The following is a 15,842-nucleotide window of genomic DNA, read 5'->3' on the forward strand; positions in this document are numbered from 1 at the left end:
GCCGATCACCAGCCGCTCCTCGCTCCAGTCGAACTGGAAGGCTTCGCCCAGTTCGAACTTCAGCGGCACGAAGGCGCGTGTCGGCGCGTTCGCCGACTTCTGATCGCGCCAACCGCGGATGAAGTCGCTCAGGATCGAATAGCCGCCGCCATAGCCTTGTGATTTCAGCTCGACGAGCAGTGCCTTTGCCGTCCGGCGCTCGCGTTTCGGACGCCCCGCATCCGCTTCGAGTGCTTGCAGCAGGTAGGGGTGAAACGGTGCAAGCTTGCCCGGCCGCGACTCGCGCCGATAGCGCGGCTCGACCGGACCGTCCCCCCTCAGCCACTTCTTGATGGTGTTTCGCGACAGGCCCGTCCGCCGAGAAATCTCCGAAACCTTTAGGCCATCCCGCAGGAACAGCCTCCTCACCTTGCCCAACATTTCCATGGTGATCACCTCAAACACCCCGCCTCAAAATGAGGCAGGCAGGTTAAACACCCTGGTCAGTTTTCAGTCGGTACACACCCCCTCACATGGTCAGTTTTCGGTCGGCGCCAACAGACGGTGACCATTCAGAACCTGACGGTAACGGCCGCTATACCTCTCATACCCCTGACCTTCAGGGTACCGGCGTTCTCGACCTCACTGCCCGCCGAAAGCCTCGACAGCACCAACAACCCGCTTTGCACCTGAACAAGCCAGCCAAACCTGCGAAGAAGACACCGTGAAAGCACTCGCCGTCTCCGAAGATCGCCGCAACCTCGAAGACATCCGCAAGCTCGCTGCGGGCGTGGGGCAGTTGAGCGAGCTCGTCTGCCACGAGGGTTCACTGGCCGGCCTCTCCACCCTCCCGGTCAAGGGCGAGGTGGAAGTGCTGATGCTCGACTGCCGTCACGGCAGCGTGGCACCGCTGACCGACCTCGAGCGCCTGAGCGCCTTCTATCCGGGGCTCAGCACCATCCTCATCGTCGACCAGGAGTCGCCCGAACTGTTGCTGCGGGCGCTCAGGCTGGGCGTGCGTGAGGTCATCAAGGCGCCGCTCTCGCGTGAGGACATTCAGGCTGCATTCCAGCGTATCGAACAGAAGGCGCGTGCTGCCCATGGCAGCGAAGGGCGGGTGCTCGCCTTCATGTCCTGCAAGGGCGGCAGCGGTGCGAGCTTCCTCGCCACCAACCTCGGCTACGCACTGGCCGAACGCAGCGGCAAAAGGGTGTTGCTCATCGATCTCAACCTGCAGTTCGGCGATGCGGTGCTGTATGTATCGGACCATCGGCCCAACATCTGCCTGCCCGATATCACCCGCGACATCCAGCACCTCGACATGGCGCTGCTCAAATCCGCCATGATCGAGGTCCTGCCGAACTTCGGCGTACTGGCGGCCCCCGAGGATCCGACCCAGTCGGTCGATATCCGCCCGACCCAGATCGAATCGCTGATCCGCTTTGCCCGTGCCAATTTTGACTACGTGATCCTCGACGTGGGCCGCTCGCTGGACACCTGCACCATCCAGGCGCTCGATCTGGCGGAGCGCATCTACCCGGTGCTGCAGCTGACCCTTCCCTTCCTGCGCGATGCGAAACGGCTGTTCGATGTGTATCGCTCGCTCGACTATCCGCTCGAGAAGGTGCGACCGATTCTCAACCGCGTCGAGCGCTCTTCCGGGGAGCTGACCGAGCAGGATGCGGAAAAGCTGCTCATCTACAAGATCTTCGCAACCGTTCCAAATCACTACAAATCGGTTACCGCCTCGGTTAACCAGGGCATTCCGATCCTCAAGCTGGACGCGGGCAGCCCGGTGGCCCGCAGCCTGCAGGAACTCTCAGACCAGATTTCCGAGCGTCCGCAGGTACGCAGCCAGGGCCTGCTGTCACGACTCTTTGCACGCACATGAATTCTCCGGAGACCGCAAACATGTCGATCCGAGCTCGATTCGAGAACATCGAGGCCTCCCCTTCACGACTCGTGACTGCCGAAGTGATGTCGGCCGCCGCACGGCGCCACTATCTCGAGATCAAGAAGCGCATCCACCAGACCCTGCTCGACCGCGTCGATCTCGGCCGCCTGCAGAAGCTCGGTGGCGAACAGATAGCAGAGGAACTCAAACAGCTCATCGAGCAGTTGCTGATCGAGGAGGACGTCGCGCTCAACGAGCAGGAACGTCGCAACCTGGTGCGCGACATCCGCTGGGAGATGCTCGGCCTGGGCCCGCTCGAGCCCTTGCTCGCCGATCCGTCGATCTCGGACATCCTGGTCAATACTTACCGCCAGATCTATGTCGAGCGGCGCGGGCGACTGGAGCTCACCGACGTGAGCTTCAACGACGAGCAACATCTCATGAAGATCATCGACAAGATCGTCTCGCGGGTCGGCCGGCGGGTCGACGAGTCGAGTCCGATGGTCGATGCCCGGCTTCCGGACGGCTCGCGGGTGAACGCGATCATCCCGCCGCTGGCGATCGACGGCGCGATCATGTCGATCCGCCGCTTTTCGGTCACGCCACTCAAGATGGCCGATCTGCTGGCCTACAAGACACTCACCGAGCCAATGGCAAGGACACTTGAGGCACTGTCCCACGCCAAGGTCAACCTCATCATCTCGGGCGGCACCGGCAGCGGCAAGACCACCCTGCTCAACATCATGTCGGCCGGGATCCCGGTCAGCGAGCGGATCATCACCATCGAGGATGCGGCCGAGCTGCAATTGCAGCAGCCCCACGTGGTGCGCCTCGAAACCCGTCCGCCCAACATCGAAGGCAAGGGCGAGGTTACCCAGCGGCTGCTGGTGCGTAACGGCCTGCGCATGCGCCCCGATCGCATCATCCTCGGCGAAGTCCGCGGTGCCGAAGCCTTCGACATGCTGCAGGCGATGAACACCGGCCACGAAGGCTCGATGGCGACGATCCACGCCAACACCCCGCGTGACGCACTCGCGCGCCTTGAGAACATGATCAGCATGGCGGAGATGAACCTCACGCCCAAGGCGGTGCGTCAGCAGATCGCCTCGGCGATCACGGTGATCGTCCAGGTGGCACGCCTCATGGACGGCAAACGCAAGATCACCTCGATCCTCGAGATCACCGGTATGGAAGGCGAGACGATCACGAGCCAGGAGATCTTCGGTTTCCGTCAGACCGGGCTCAGCGAAGAGGCCGGTGTCGAGGGCTACTTCGCAGCCAGCGGTGTGCGACCGAGCTTCCAGGAACGGCTGCGCGCCTTCGGCCTGCGCCTGCCCGACGAGTTCTTCGACCCCTCACGACGTTTCACATGAGGCAGGGCCGATGAGCGACAACTTCTTCAACATCGCCTTGCTGATGCTCTTCATCGCGGCCTTCTTCGCGATCGAGGGTGTATACATCTGGTGGAACTCGCGCCGCGGTCCCGAAGCCACGCGGCTGGCCAAACGCCTGCGCATGATCTCGGCCGGTGGCGGGACCGACCCGGCGGAGCTGGCACTGCTCAAACGCCGGCTCACCAGCAACAGCCCCGCCTTCGACCGTGTGATGCTGTTGGTGCCGCGGGTCGAAACGCTGGATCGCTTTCTGGTCCAGAGCGGCACCGACTGGACCCTGCCGAATTTTGCGACCTACACGGTCAGCCTTTTCGGCATGGGCCTGTTCGGACTCCTGCTGTTCGGCAAGCCACTGCTCATCGCGCTCGTCGGGGGGCTCGCCATGGGCCTGTTGCCGATCCTCTACCTCAGCCATCGGCGCAGCCGGCGCCTCAAGCGCTTCGAGAGCCTCCTGCCCGAAGCGCTCGATCTGATCGGTCGCGCGCTGCGGGCAGGCCATGCCCTGCCCAGCGCACTGCAGATGGCGGGCACCGAGATGCCCGATCCGGTCGGAGAGGAATTCCAGCAAACCTTCGACGAGATCAATTTCGGCATTTCGGCTCAGGACGCGCTCCAGAATCTCGCCAGGCGGGTCCCCAGCACCGACCTTGGGTTCTTCGTCATCGCGGTGCTGATACAACGCGAGACCGGCGGCAACCTGTCCGAGATCCTGTCGAACATCAGCAACATCATCCGCGAGCGCCTCAAGCTCTTCGGCAAGGTCAAGGCGCTTTCCGCGGAGAGCCGCTTCTCGGGGCTGGTCCTGATCCTGCTCCCCGTTTTCACTGGTGCCTTGCTGTACGCGGTCGACAGTGAGTTCATGTCGATGCTGTGGACCGACCCGACCGGCATCCTCTTTCTGAAAGGCGGCGTGATATTCATGATCATCGGCGCGCTGTGGATGCGCCGCATCGTGCGGATTCACGTGTAAGGACGCAACATGGGCAATTTCTCCCCTCCTCAGATGCTGTTCCTCGCGCTCGTGTTCATCGTCGTGAGCGGCGTCCCCGTCGCGGGCTATTTCCTGTTTCGCCGCAATGCAGCGCAACGGCGACTCGAGCGCATGATCGCGACGCCGCAGGAAATCAGCGGACGCGATGCCGAAAGTGCGAAGTGGGTCGAAACCGTTGCCAAGGCAGCCGGGCCGCTGGCCAAGCTGTCGATTCCGGATGAAGGCTGGGAAGACTCGGAGCTGCGGCGGCGCTTCATCCAGGCCGGACTGCGCAACCCAAACGCGCCGATCTTCTTCTTTGCGGTCAAGACCATCTTCGCTTTCGGCGTGCCGTTGGTACTGTGGCTACTACGCACCTTCAGCGGCAGCGACATGCCGATGGAGGAGTTCTACTTCTATGTCGCGCTGCTCAGCGCAATCGGCTTCTATCTTCCCAATTTCGTGCTCAACCGACTGACGGCGAGCCGCCAGCGCGAGATCTTTGAGAGCTTTCCGGACGCGATCGACTTGCTCACCATTTGTGTCGAGGCCGGCCTGAGCCTCGAAGCGGCCCTCAACCGGGTGGCCGTCGAGGTCCAGTTGCAGAGCCAGGTGCTGGCCGAAGAGCTGCAGCTGGTCTGCCTCGAATTCCGCGCCGGCAGCGGCAAGGAGCGTGGGCTCAGAAACCTCGCGATGCGCACCGGCGTCGAGGACGTGGAAACGCTGGTGGGGATGCTGGTCCAGTCGGAAAAGTTCGGCACGAGCATCGGCGAATCCTTGCGTATCCATTCCGAAACGCTGAGGGTCAAGCGCCAGCAGCGCGCCGAGGAGCTTGCGGCAAAGGTTGCCGTCAAGCTGATCTTTCCACTGGTGCTATGCATCTTTCCATCCATCCTGATCGTGGTCGCGGGCCCCGCGATGATCCAGATCGGGAAGTTTCTTTCGTCGATGGCCAGCGGCTGACCCCGGTCCAACGCGGAGCAGATTCCCATGAAACTCAAGACGATCGCCACACTTCTCGCATTGACCGTTTCGGCGGGTTGCGCCACGCAGGGTGACAGCCGCCTCGCCTGGGACGTCAAGCCGGTCCTCGACGTGCATCACGGCATGCTCTACGGCATGGCCTATTACCAGCTGGGGCGTTTCCACCAGCGCCAGGGCCGTAGCAGCGAGGCAGAGCAGGCCTTCGAAAAGGCACTCGCCGCCGACCCGAACAACACCGATGCCCTCAATGCGCTGGGCACGCTCTACGCGGAACGCGGGCAGCTGGCGATGTCGGTCGAGATGTTCCGCAAGGTGACCGAGCTGACGCCCGCAACCGCTTACCTTCACAACAACATCGGCTACGCACTCTACCTGCAGGGACGCTACACCGAGGCGATCGAATCGCTGCGCAAGGCGGTGACCCTCGACCCCGATTACGAACGGGCCTGGGTGAATCTCGAAAAGGCCGCGCGCGAGTCAGGCATGGTCGCGCTGGCCGAAGAAGCGGGGCGACACACCGCGCCAGCCGGCAATACCGCGCCTGCAACGCAGCTCGCGGCCGACAGCGCATCGACAAGGATCGACCCGCCTGAAGCAAGACTGACCATGACGCTCGCACTCGGCTCGGCTGGCGCCTTGCCCGCCGGAGTGGCGCCGGCCACTGCGCTGGCGAAGGAGTCGACCCAGCCTGGACCGGCCGACACCGCGACCCTTGCCCTGAGCGACCAATCCGCGGCCGGCATCCACATGACCGAAATCACCCCCAAGGCGGCTGCAGCCGCGGTCGGACACGCACCAACCGTCGTGGACGAGGCCAGGCCCGTTCCGGTGGTGGCGCACGTCACCCCCATGAGGTCCGAGCAGCCGGTGCTGGCCGGCCTCGCACTCGACGACCGGCTGGAGAGCGCACGACTCGAGGTTGCCAACGGCAACGGCGTGAGTCGCTTCGCCACGCGCTTCAGCGGTCGCCTGAAGGCTGCAGGGATCGGCGTCGACCGCATCACCAATTACCATTCCTTTGCCCAGGGCGGCAGCGTCATCGAATACGGCCCCGGCTTTGCCGACGCCGCCCGGGCACTGCAGGAGCGTCTCGGCATCGCGGTCACGCTGAAGCCATCGAGCGCGCCGCGCCCCGGCACCGATGTGCGGCTCATCCTCGGGCGGGATCTGCTCGATACGGCCCGGGTCCGGGTCTGACACCGCGTCGGGTCGCCTCAACGGCCACCAAACACGGCCGCAACGGCGCGCGGGCTGGACTGGAAGTAGAAGTGCACGTAGCTGGCGACCAGGCCGCCGCAGCGGTACACCGCCTCACCCTCGCGCCCGTCCGGGGTCTGCGCCCGGGCATAGGGTGACAGCGGCGTTTCGCTCTTCGAGTAATGAAAGGTGTGGCCGCGCAGCGTGCCCTCGGGCAGCTCGAGCTGCTGCATGCCGAGTGCGGCGAGCCGTTTCTGCATCACCGCGCGCCCCGGCAGCAGCCCGACGAATTCGTGGCTGTTCCCGTCCTTGTCCACCACGGATTCGAACAGGCTCATCATCCCACCGCACTCGGCGAGAATCGGCCGGCCGGCCTGGTGGTGCGCACGCAGGCCTGCACTGAAACCCCGATTGGCCGAAATCGCCGCGGCGTGAAGCTCGGGGTAGCCACCCGGCAGCCACACCGCATCGCACGGCGGCAAGGGATCGCCGGCGACGGGCGAGAAGAAGATCGCCTCGGCCCCCAGCGCCCACAGGGTATCGAGGTTGGCGGGATAGATGAAGCCGTAGGCGGCATCACGCGCGACGGCAATGCGCTTGCCGGCGAGCAAGGGCTCGACGCGCGGTCTCGCAGCCGACGGAAATTCCACTGCCGGAGGCAGATCGGCGGCGCCGGTTTCGGCCAGCTTGTCGGCGAGGCGGTCGAGCCGAGCGCCGAGATCGTCGATCTCGGAGGCCTGCAGCAGGCCGAGGTGGCGCTCCGGCAGCATGGCCTCCGCGTCCCGGGCCAGCGCGCCATACCAGGCCATGCCGGCCGGCAGTGCCTCGCGCAGCAGGTCGGCATGGCGCGTGCTGCCGACATGGTTGGCAAGCACGCCCGAGAACGGCAGCCCGGGCTGGTAGCTGGCGAGCCCGTGCGCGACCGCGCCGAAGGTCTGAGCCATCGCCCGCGCATCGATCACCGCCATCACCGGGATGCCGAAGCGGCGCGCGATATCGGCACCCGAAGGCGTTCCATCGTAGAGCCCCATCACCCCTTCGACGAGGATCAGATCCGCCTCGCCCGCCGCTGCGTGAAGCCGCCAGGCGGCGTCCGCCTCGCCGCACATGCCGAGGTCGAGGTTATGGACCGGCGCACCGCTGGCCACCGCGTGGATCTGCGGATCGAGGAAATCGGGTCCGCACTTGAATATCCGCACCCGGCGCCCGCGCCGCACATGCAAATGCGCGAGGGCGGCGGTGACGGTGGTCTTGCCCTGGCCCGATGCCGGGGCCGCGACGAACAGCGCCGGGCATGCCGTCACGCCGGATCGCCTTCCGGTTTGAACCAGCCAAGCCTGCCTTGCAGGCTCACCACGCTGCCGACGATGAGCAAGGCCGGCGGCTTGAAGCCCGCCTCGTTCACCGCCGCCTGCAGCCCGCCAAGATCGCTGGTCACGACCTTCTGCGACGGCGTGGTGCCGCTGCGGATCACCGCTGCCGGGGTGCTGGCCGGCAGGCCGTGGGCGATGAGTCGTTCGCAGATGTCGCCAAGACGGGTGATGCCCATGTAGATCACCACCGTCTGCCGGGGCCGCGCCAGCATCGGCCAGTCGAGCTCGATGCTGCCATCCTTGAGATAACCGGTGGCGAAGACCACCGCCTGGGCATGATCGCGATGCGTCAGCGGAATACCGGCATAGGCCGAGATCCCCGAAGCCGCGGTCACGCCGGGCACCACCTCGAAGGGGATGCCCGCTTCGAGCAGATCCTCGCATTCCTCGCCGCCGCGCCCGAAGACGAAGGGGTCGCCACCCTTGAGGCGGATCACCCGTTTGCCTTCACCGGCGAGCCGGATCAACAGGGCATTGATGTCCTGCTGCGGCAGGGCGTGGTTGGCGGCTTTCTTCCCGACGTAGATGCGTTCCGCGGTGGCGGGCGAAAAGTCGAGGATCGGCTGGCTGACGAGATTGTCGTAGACCACAGCGTCCGCTTCGCCGAGCAGGCGCATGCCGCGCAGCGTAAGCAGCTCGGGGTCACCCGGGCCGGCGCCGATGAGGTAGACGGTACCGGGCTGTGCGCCGGGACGAACACCCTGGGACGAAAACTGCGACATGCGCCACTCCTGCTATGGGCTCACGAGCCCCGAATTCGACAATGGACAGGGGCAGTATGCGCCACCCGGCAGTAGCCCGAAACCCTTGCAGCGCGCCAGCCTCAGCCTCTGACCGGCTTTTTCCAGAGCATGATGCGGGCGCCCCGGGCCGGCTCGAGGCGCGGCCTGCCGGCGTGGCTGCCGCCTTCGGCCACCGAGACCTCCTGCCAGCGCTGCGCCGGCGTGCGGTTGGCAAAGTGCATGAGGTCCACACGCGCCTGTTCGTCCTCCGCCACCACCACCATGCGGCCGCCCGGGCGCAGCCGCTCCCAGCCGGTACGGATCTGCTGGCCGAGTTCATCGGAAGCACGGATGAAGATCAGATCGGGGTCGGGCAACTCTGCGAGACTGCGGTGTGCCCCGGAAGTCACCGCCTGCAGCCCCTCGCCCGCACCGACAACGAGGCGCACCGAGGCGAGCCACGCCGGCTCGCTGCCGATGGCGAAGACCGCCGCTGCGGGTCGATGGCGCGACCAGTCGAGCGCCAGCGCAGCAGCTCCGGGCTCGATCGCCCAGCCGGTTTCTTCGGCGCTAGGCTGCAGCCAGGCCAGCGCCAGCAGGCGCAGCGCTTCGGGCAGCGCGTCAGCGCTCAAGACCGGGGCGGGCAGACCCGGCCAGTCATTGAGGCTGCCGTCTCCGAGCGCCGTGTAAATGGCGAGCACCGCACCCGCGGCGAATTCGATGCGACTGTCGGACAGCTCGAAACCGAGCAAGGCGTGGATCGCGCCTGCCTCGCCCGGCTCCACCAGCCAGATCCTCGCCTGGTGAAAGCCGGCCGCCTCGAGACGACGCCCGATGTCCTGCGGCCGTGTGCCGGCGTCGAGGGTCACCGCGTAGAGCCGTCCCGCGCGCAGGCGCGCCACCAGGCCGGCCATCCCGACCGCGGCCTGATCCACGCGGATCGCGTCCTCCAGTGCCAGCCCGGCCCGCGCCAGGGCCGCCTGCACCCGCCCCACCGCCGGCCGCAGCGCAACCCGCGCCGGGCCGAACTCGGCGAGCAGTGCCCGGCCGGGGCCCTCGCAAACCGGATCGCCAGCCACCACGACCACGACCCGCCGGTCCGCCAGTGCTTCGATCCGCTGGCACAGGGTCGCGAACGACCCGGGCAGGCGCTCGATGGCAAGGCCTTCCGGCAGGACGCCCTGTGCCTCGAGCGCGCCATCGACAAGCACCCGATCCGCAGCCAGCAGCGCGGCACGATCATACTCGGCGAGCCCCTGCCCGGGCGTGAGTCCGATCACCGTGATCCGGCCTGTTGCTTCGAATGGTTCGACTGGCGTCTCCGCTGCCACCTCTTCGGCGGCAAAGGGCAGGTCCGCCTGTCCCGACGTCGTGGTCGGCACCGGCTGAGCGCTCGCCGTCTCGTCGCCGCCCTGCGCCTTGCGCTTCTTGCGACGGCGCTTGCGCCGTGCCGGCGAATCGAGCGGCGAGGCATCCGCGCCGGCTTCGATCGGCGCCTCGGTAGCGGGCAAGTCGTCCGCGTGATCCTCGAGATCGCTCGCCGGTTCAGCTACGGCCTCTTCCTCGGCAACGGCCTCGGGCATCACGGCTTCCACCGCCGGTGGTACCGGCGGCTCGTCAACCACGGCCGCCGCGCTTGGCGCCTCGGTCACTTCCGCCGCCTCGGCGGCTTCGGGCAATGCTTCGACCGTCTGCGACGTCACGGCCGCGGCAGCCTCTTCAATCTGTGCATCCTCCGGCGCCGTCACCGTGCCCGTCTCGGGCGCCTTGGTCTTTCGCGGGGAGCGCTTGCGCGCCGGGGCTTTCTTTACGGGCGGGGCAGCCTCGATGGTTTCGCCATCCACGATCTCGATTGCGGCCTGCTCGCCATCGACCGGCTTGGCACTTTTGCGACTGCGCCGCACAGGCGCTGCCGTGCTTTCGCCCTCAGCCGCCACGGCGGGCGTCTTGCGCCTGCCGCCGCGCTTAGGCTTGGCCGGCTCGGCCGGAGCGGCTCCGGCAGGTGTGTCGGTCACCCCGGCATCACTTGCCGGGACCTCTGGAGCGGAGATGTCTTGATGGGTCATTGCTACCTGGGCGCGTCGGCCCGGAACCGGGGCCTGAATGCGCGAGGGGCGAACGCGATGCGCGTTTCGGGGCGCGCAGAATAGCACAGCCGATCGGGCAGGTTGGCGACGGACGACGCCATCGCAGTCCTCACGGTTTCGGCGCTGCCGGCGCTTCGATCAACACCAGCCTGCCGGTATCGGGATCGCGGAAAACTTCGCCCACCCGCGCGTATCCGGCACCAAGCTTGCTCGCACCCGCATCCGGCTGCTGGATCTCGCGCCCCTTGTCCACCGGTTTCGGCACCTTGAGTGCCGCCTGTGTACCGGCCGCCAGCGCGGCGAGCAGCCCGCAGGCGAAAACCAGCATCACATCGACCAGGTTCACCAGGCTCGCGCGCGGGTCCTCCTCACTATCGTCGAAGCGTGCATCGAGCCGTGAATAGAGCCGCATGCGCTTGCGCGGGGTCCCGGATGCGCTCATTCCATTGCCTCCAGCAGTTCCTCGTACCAACGGCGACGAAGCTTGCCGACCACCAAGCCGCCGATACCCGCGACAAGACCGAGCACGGTTGCATCGAAGGCTACGGTCACGGCCGAGGCGAGCACCTCCGGCTGACCCTGACCGAGCGCGGCGAGGCCTGGCCCGAGCGGAATGATGGTAGCCATGAGGCCCAGCATCGGCGGAATCCGCGCGAGCAGATCGGCCCGCTCGAGACGATGGCGGGCGACCGCCTGCACGCGCATGAGATCGCCCGCTGCGCGCAGCCGCGCGAGGCCGCCAAAGCGCTCACCCACCGCCAGGCCGGCTTCCACCGCCGCCACCGCGCAGCCGAACAGCAGCGCAAGCAGTGCCGGAGTGAGCAGCCAGTTAACCGCCTGGTGCAGCCAGCCAAGGGATATCAGTTCGTTCATGTTCGACTCCATCAGAGATTCTCAGACCGCGCGCGGGCCGCGACGCCCGAGCGCAATACCGGTCGCAAACAGCAGCATCAGCGCCAGGGCCAGCCGCATCACCGTGGGCGCGTCGTGCGCTGCGGCCTCCTGCGCCTGCGGCTCGAGCTCGTAGTAGCGTGCCGCTTCAGGCTGCGGGGCCGGTTCGCCGCCCGCAACCGCCCCGGCCGGCTCGCCCGCCTCCGCCTGTGGCATGGCCGGCTGCGCCGCTGCGACTGCCGGCGACACCTCGCCACGCGCCCGCGCCAGCGTCACGCCCAGCGCCGCCGCATCGGCGGCGTCGAGGCGCGGCATCAGCCAGTCCCACATTGGATGATCGGGCGCGGTGTGGCCGGAACCGGGCAGGCCGTTCTTCGCCGCCAGCCGCGCAAGCTCGCTACCGAGCCTTTTCAGGGTGGCGTCGTCGGTGTGCCAGAAGCCCTTCTCGGCCGCCACCATGAAGACCGCAAGCATGTGCGCCTTGACGTGCGCGTTCTGCCCGCGGGCTAGAAAACGGTCCAGCCCGATGCCGTGGCGATCGTCAAAGTACACCGCCTTGACTTCGTCCCACGCCCAGTCGCGGATCAGGTCCGGCCGGGCGACCTGCCAGCCCCACAGGTTCTCGAGGAACTCCTGCCCCATTGTGCGCGCGCCGGCATAGCCATGCTCCATCAGCGGCTTGAGCCAGGCGGGGTTCAGGTAACGGCCGCGCATCTCGGACAGCAGCGCGCTGGCGAGCGGATCGACATCGGCACGGCGCGGATCGGAATGCTGCAGCACATACGCCTCCGGCCGCCTGCCGGTGAGCCGCTCGACGCCCAGCGAAAGGCCACCGAGGTAGTCGAAGGCATCGTTGTTGTCCATCAGCCCGTAAAGATTGCTGGCACGACCGTGGTAGCTGCGGGTGACGCCCGCCAGCGCCACATTGAAGGCTGCATGGCTGGCCTCGCCCTCGGCCGCGAGACCGTAGGCGTGCCCCATGCGGGCGAGGTAGGCGTCGCCGATCTGGCTGCGCTCGCGCCACGCGCCGGAACGCTCGGCGAGACGATTCACGCCTGCGCCATAGCTGCCCGGCGCATCACCGAACACCCGCGCGGCCGCCTCCCGCCCCGCCGCGTCGACCGCCAGCCCGCCCTGCTTCAGCGCCTCGGTGCGCCGCTGCCACTGCGCCGCGAGCCGATTGGCCGCTTCGTCGCCCCGTGCGACCGCGCCGAGCGGTGCCAGCGCGGCATCGACTGCCGCCTTGAGCGCGGGCTGTTCGCGCACCAGCCGCCCGGCCGAGGCCGCCAGCGCGAGCCGGCCCGCGCGGTCGATGAGGCGCAGCAGGTTGGGATAGAGGTCGCGGAACAGGCCCGAGGTGCTCACCACCACGTCGCGCCGCGCCCGCCCGCCGTCGGCCGGCAGCAGGCGTACGTCGGTAACGATGCCGCGCGCATTCCACACCGGCTCCGCCCCCATCAGCGCGAGTGCGAAGCCGACCATCACGCCCTCATCGCGCACTGCGTCCGAGGCCCACAGGATCACCGCCTCGCTGCCTTCGCCATCGTTGTCCTTGCGTGCCAGCGCCTTGTCGGCCAGCTCGCGGCCAAGGCGGTAGCCCAGCGGGGTGGGCAGGATGTCACCATCGACGGCGTGGAAGTTGCGCCCGGTGGGCAGCGCTTCCGGCGAACGCAGCGGGTCGTTGCCCTTGCCCGGCGGCACGAAACCACCGGCAAGGCCGCGCAGCAGGCCGGCGATCTCGAGCCGCGGCGAGTCACCCAGCAAGCGTCCGCTATCGGCCGGCAGCCCGTCCTCCGGCGCACCCTTGCGCATCGAATCGAGCATCAGCTCGAGCGACGCCCTGCTCCACGGCCGGCCGAACACGTGCAGGCCGTGCGGCATGAACTTTTCCTGCAGCTTGGTGAGGTAATGGCCGATCTCGTGCGCCAGCAGGTCGCTGTCGGCATCCTCGAAACCGATGCCGCGTACCGCCAGCACGTCGCTCATCGAGGCTTCGAGCTCGCGCTTGAGGTTGAGCGCCACGACCTGCTCGCGCATGGTGCGCGCAGCCTGCTGCTTGAGGCTCTCGGAACCGGCCGCCTCGTAGCTCTCGACCACCTGGCGCAGTTCCAGCAGTTTGTCGTAGAGCGGCGTCGCGGCGAGTGGCGGGGTAAGGTGATCGACCATCACCGCGAGCCCGCGACGCTTGGCCTGGATGCCCTCGCCGACACCGTCAACGATGTAGGGATAGACACCCGGCAGGTCGCCGGCGACGAGGCTCGGATAGTCGTCGGCGGTGAGACCGACCGCCTTGCCAGGCAGGAATTCGTAGGTCGAATGGCGCCCCAGGTGCACCACCGCCTCGGCCTTGAAGACGTCGTGGAGCCAGTGATAGAAGGCCAGGTATTGATGCGGCGGCGGCACGCTGGTGTTGGCGTGCAGCAGCTCTTCGTCCACCTCCCAGCCGCGCGGTGGCTGCGGACCGATGAAGACATTGCCGAAGGTCAGCCCCGGCACCAGCAGGCGACTGCCCTCCACCATCACGTAGCCGGGCGCGGCGCCCCAGCCGCGCAACCCTTCGATCTTCAGGGCCACGATGCGGTCCTTGAGCGCGCCCAGGCTGCCGCAGCTGCGCACGGGCCGATCGCCGAGGCATTGCGCGTAACCGGCCTCCAGCTCGCGCAGCAGTGCGATCGCATCCGCCCGCCGGGGATGATCGGCCCCCTCGGCGAGGTGCAGCAGCTCCTTGAGCCCGTTCCCGGCCCGCTTGCGCCCCAGCACCCGCTCGCCGGCGCGCTCGGCCTCGAGCACCTCGGCATGCAGCCGGCCGAGCGGGCCCTGTTCCATCTCGCCACGCACCCGCTCTGGCAGACGCGCGAACCAGCGGCGGTAATCGGCCGCGTCCACGCCCGCCACGCGGCCGGCCATTTCGCGCAGGGCGGCACGATCCTCCGGCAGGTTCACGCCGCTCGCCATGATCATCTCGAGCAGCGCTTCCGGGCTGGCCGGCAGGTTGCCGGTGGTGTAGCCGGCTGCTTTCATGGCCCGCAGGATCTCGAGCAGCGAAGCGGGCGCGTCGAGGTTGTCGGCGCCGATGTTCTGGCGGCCGGGCGGATGGTTGTAGTAGACGATGGCGACACGCTTGTCAGCGTTGGCGCGCGTCGCCAGCCGCTGCCAGTTGGCGGCGCGCGCAACGAGGCGATCGATCTCGCCGGCAAGCGGCTCGGGCTGGCGGATCTCGATGCCGGTGAGGCGGTCGGCCCGCGGCGCGCCGGCCGCCGACACCACGATCGGCTGGCCGCTGCCCTGCAGCTCGGGCAACGCAACGCGGTACTGCACGCTGTCCGGCGGCAGGCCATCGGGCGACAGCCGCCACTGCATGGCGCTGCGGTCGGTGAGCCGGATCGCCTTGATCACCGGCACGTTGAGCGCATCGAAAGCCGCGGTCACCGCCTCGCGCCCTTGCGCCGCGCCGACCACGAAATCCTGCACCACCACCAGTGCCGCAGGACGCGCAGGTGCGATGAGTTCATTCAGGCGAGCAAGCGCCTCGCGCGATGCGCCCCCCCAGCGGGCCAGCACCGACACGCAGGGCAGTTCCCGCCGGCCTGCCGCAGCGCAGATCGCGTCGGCGGTGGCGGACTCCATGTTCGCCAGATCGAGCACCACCAGGGCCGGCGCGGCTGGCAGGCCGGTGGCACCGGGCGCGCGCGACTCGCCATCCACGCGCAGGCGCAGCGTCGGTTCGGGCCGGGGTGGCGGCAGCGGCGTGCCGGCAAGCAGGTGGGCGAAGAGCGGGCCGAGGTTATCCGCACCACCGGCCTGCCAGATGCGCCGCTGGGCCAGCCATTGCCCCAGCGCCGGTCGCGCGTCGGCCAGCGCCAGCGCGTCGGCCGTTGGCGTTTCGGCGGCAAGCTGACGCAGCACCTCGCCCGGCACGCCACGCAGGTCGCCCTCCGCCGAGCGGCTCATCAGCGAGAGTGCCTGCTCGCCATTGAAGGCGGCCAGCGCGGTGCCCGGCCGGGCGTGGCGGCCGAGCGCGTCGATCAGGCGTCGGGCGGGATCGCCGAACGCGGACACCGCAAGCACGCTGTCGGCCTGACCGATCCAGCCGGCCAGCTCGGACTCCGACGCGTTCATCACCTGGTCGGGCGTGCGCAGCAGGATGTGGTCGCGCGGGTGGGCAACGAGATGTCGCCGCGCGGCCTCGACCGCGGCCGGGGCAGCGCGGTCGGTGACCACGCCGAACAGGCTGGCAGCCTGGACAATCGCCGGCAGGAGGCCGAGCAGGGCCAGGCCCCAGCGCGCGCGCAGGCGCTGCGGAATGCATTCTTTCATGAGGATATCCTTGGCGGAGACGCGGCCGATGCCG

The 15,842-nt window shown here is 67.8% G+C and carries 11 protein-coding genes and 1 pseudogene; 5 read left to right on the top strand and 7 right to left on the bottom strand.

Features of this window, described 5'->3' with window-relative positions; translation table 11 throughout:
• Positions 1-426: pseudogene (locus GQB03_RS21695) on the bottom strand (IS21 family transposase); the annotation flags it as partial.
• A 277-nt stretch (positions 427-703) separates the two neighbouring features.
• Here GQB03_RS21695 and GQB03_RS21700 point away from each other — a divergent pair.
• Genes GQB03_RS21700 through GQB03_RS21720 form a run of 5 tightly spaced genes read left to right on the top strand, consistent with a single transcriptional unit; the run spans position 704 to position 6,418 of the window.
• Positions 704-1,870 (top strand): AAA family ATPase, encoded by a 1,167-nt coding sequence (locus tag GQB03_RS21700; protein ID WP_159693721.1) that lies wholly within the window; start codon positions 704-706, stop codon positions 1,868-1,870.
• A 20-nt stretch (positions 1,871-1,890) separates the two neighbouring features.
• Positions 1,891-3,246: a CpaF family protein gene (locus tag GQB03_RS21705; RefSeq protein WP_159693723.1), complete on the top strand. Its 1,356-nt coding sequence runs from the start codon at positions 1,891-1,893 to the stop codon at positions 3,244-3,246.
• Between the two features lie 10 nt (positions 3,247-3,256).
• The gene (locus GQB03_RS21710; protein WP_200832370.1) at positions 3,257-4,237 is read left to right on the top strand and encodes a type II secretion system F family protein; all 981 of its coding nucleotides are present in this window, start codon (positions 3,257-3,259) and stop codon (positions 4,235-4,237) included.
• A gap of 9 nt (positions 4,238-4,246) precedes the next feature.
• Positions 4,247-5,200 (top strand): type II secretion system F family protein, encoded by a 954-nt coding sequence (locus GQB03_RS21715; protein WP_159693725.1) that lies wholly within the window; start codon positions 4,247-4,249, stop codon positions 5,198-5,200.
• A 27-nt stretch (positions 5,201-5,227) separates the two neighbouring features.
• Positions 5,228-6,418 (top strand): LytR C-terminal domain-containing protein, encoded by a 1,191-nt coding sequence (locus tag GQB03_RS21720; protein WP_159693727.1) that lies wholly within the window; start codon positions 5,228-5,230, stop codon positions 6,416-6,418.
• A 17-nt stretch (positions 6,419-6,435) separates the two neighbouring features.
• Here GQB03_RS21720 and GQB03_RS21725 read toward each other — a convergent pair whose 3' ends face one another.
• The 6 genes from GQB03_RS21725 to GQB03_RS21750 form a co-directional block, all read right to left on the bottom strand.
• Complete coding sequence (locus GQB03_RS21725; RefSeq protein WP_159693729.1) at positions 6,436-7,722, bottom strand: cobyrinate a,c-diamide synthase; 1,287 nt, start codon at positions 7,720-7,722, stop codon at positions 6,436-6,438.
• Complete coding sequence (cobA, locus tag GQB03_RS21730; RefSeq protein ID WP_159693731.1) at positions 7,719-8,513, bottom strand: uroporphyrinogen-III C-methyltransferase; 795 nt, start codon at positions 8,511-8,513, stop codon at positions 7,719-7,721. Before cobA ends, GQB03_RS21725 begins: the two co-directional genes overlap by 4 nt.
• 101 nt (positions 8,514-8,614) lie before the next feature.
• Entirely contained in the window at positions 8,615-10,579 is a 1,965-nt protein-coding gene (locus GQB03_RS21735) for a hypothetical protein (protein ID WP_159693733.1), read from the bottom strand.
• Positions 10,580-10,709: 130 nt separating this feature from the next.
• A complete protein-coding gene (locus GQB03_RS21740) occupies positions 10,710-11,042 on the bottom strand; it encodes a DUF2149 domain-containing protein (RefSeq protein WP_200832372.1) in 333 nt (110 codons plus the stop codon).
• Positions 11,039-11,473: a MotA/TolQ/ExbB proton channel family protein gene (locus GQB03_RS21745; RefSeq protein WP_159693735.1), complete on the bottom strand. Its 435-nt coding sequence runs from the start codon at positions 11,471-11,473 to the stop codon at positions 11,039-11,041. Before GQB03_RS21745 ends, GQB03_RS21740 begins: the two co-directional genes overlap by 4 nt.
• A gap of 21 nt (positions 11,474-11,494) precedes the next feature.
• Complete coding sequence (locus GQB03_RS21750; protein WP_159693737.1) at positions 11,495-15,808, bottom strand: cobaltochelatase subunit CobN; 4,314 nt, start codon at positions 15,806-15,808, stop codon at positions 11,495-11,497.
• Positions 15,809-15,842 lie beyond the last annotated feature (34 nt).

The organism is Cognatazoarcus halotolerans (assembly GCF_009800965.1).
GTDB classification, from domain to species: Bacteria; Pseudomonadota; Gammaproteobacteria; order Burkholderiales; family Rhodocyclaceae; genus Cognatazoarcus; species Cognatazoarcus halotolerans.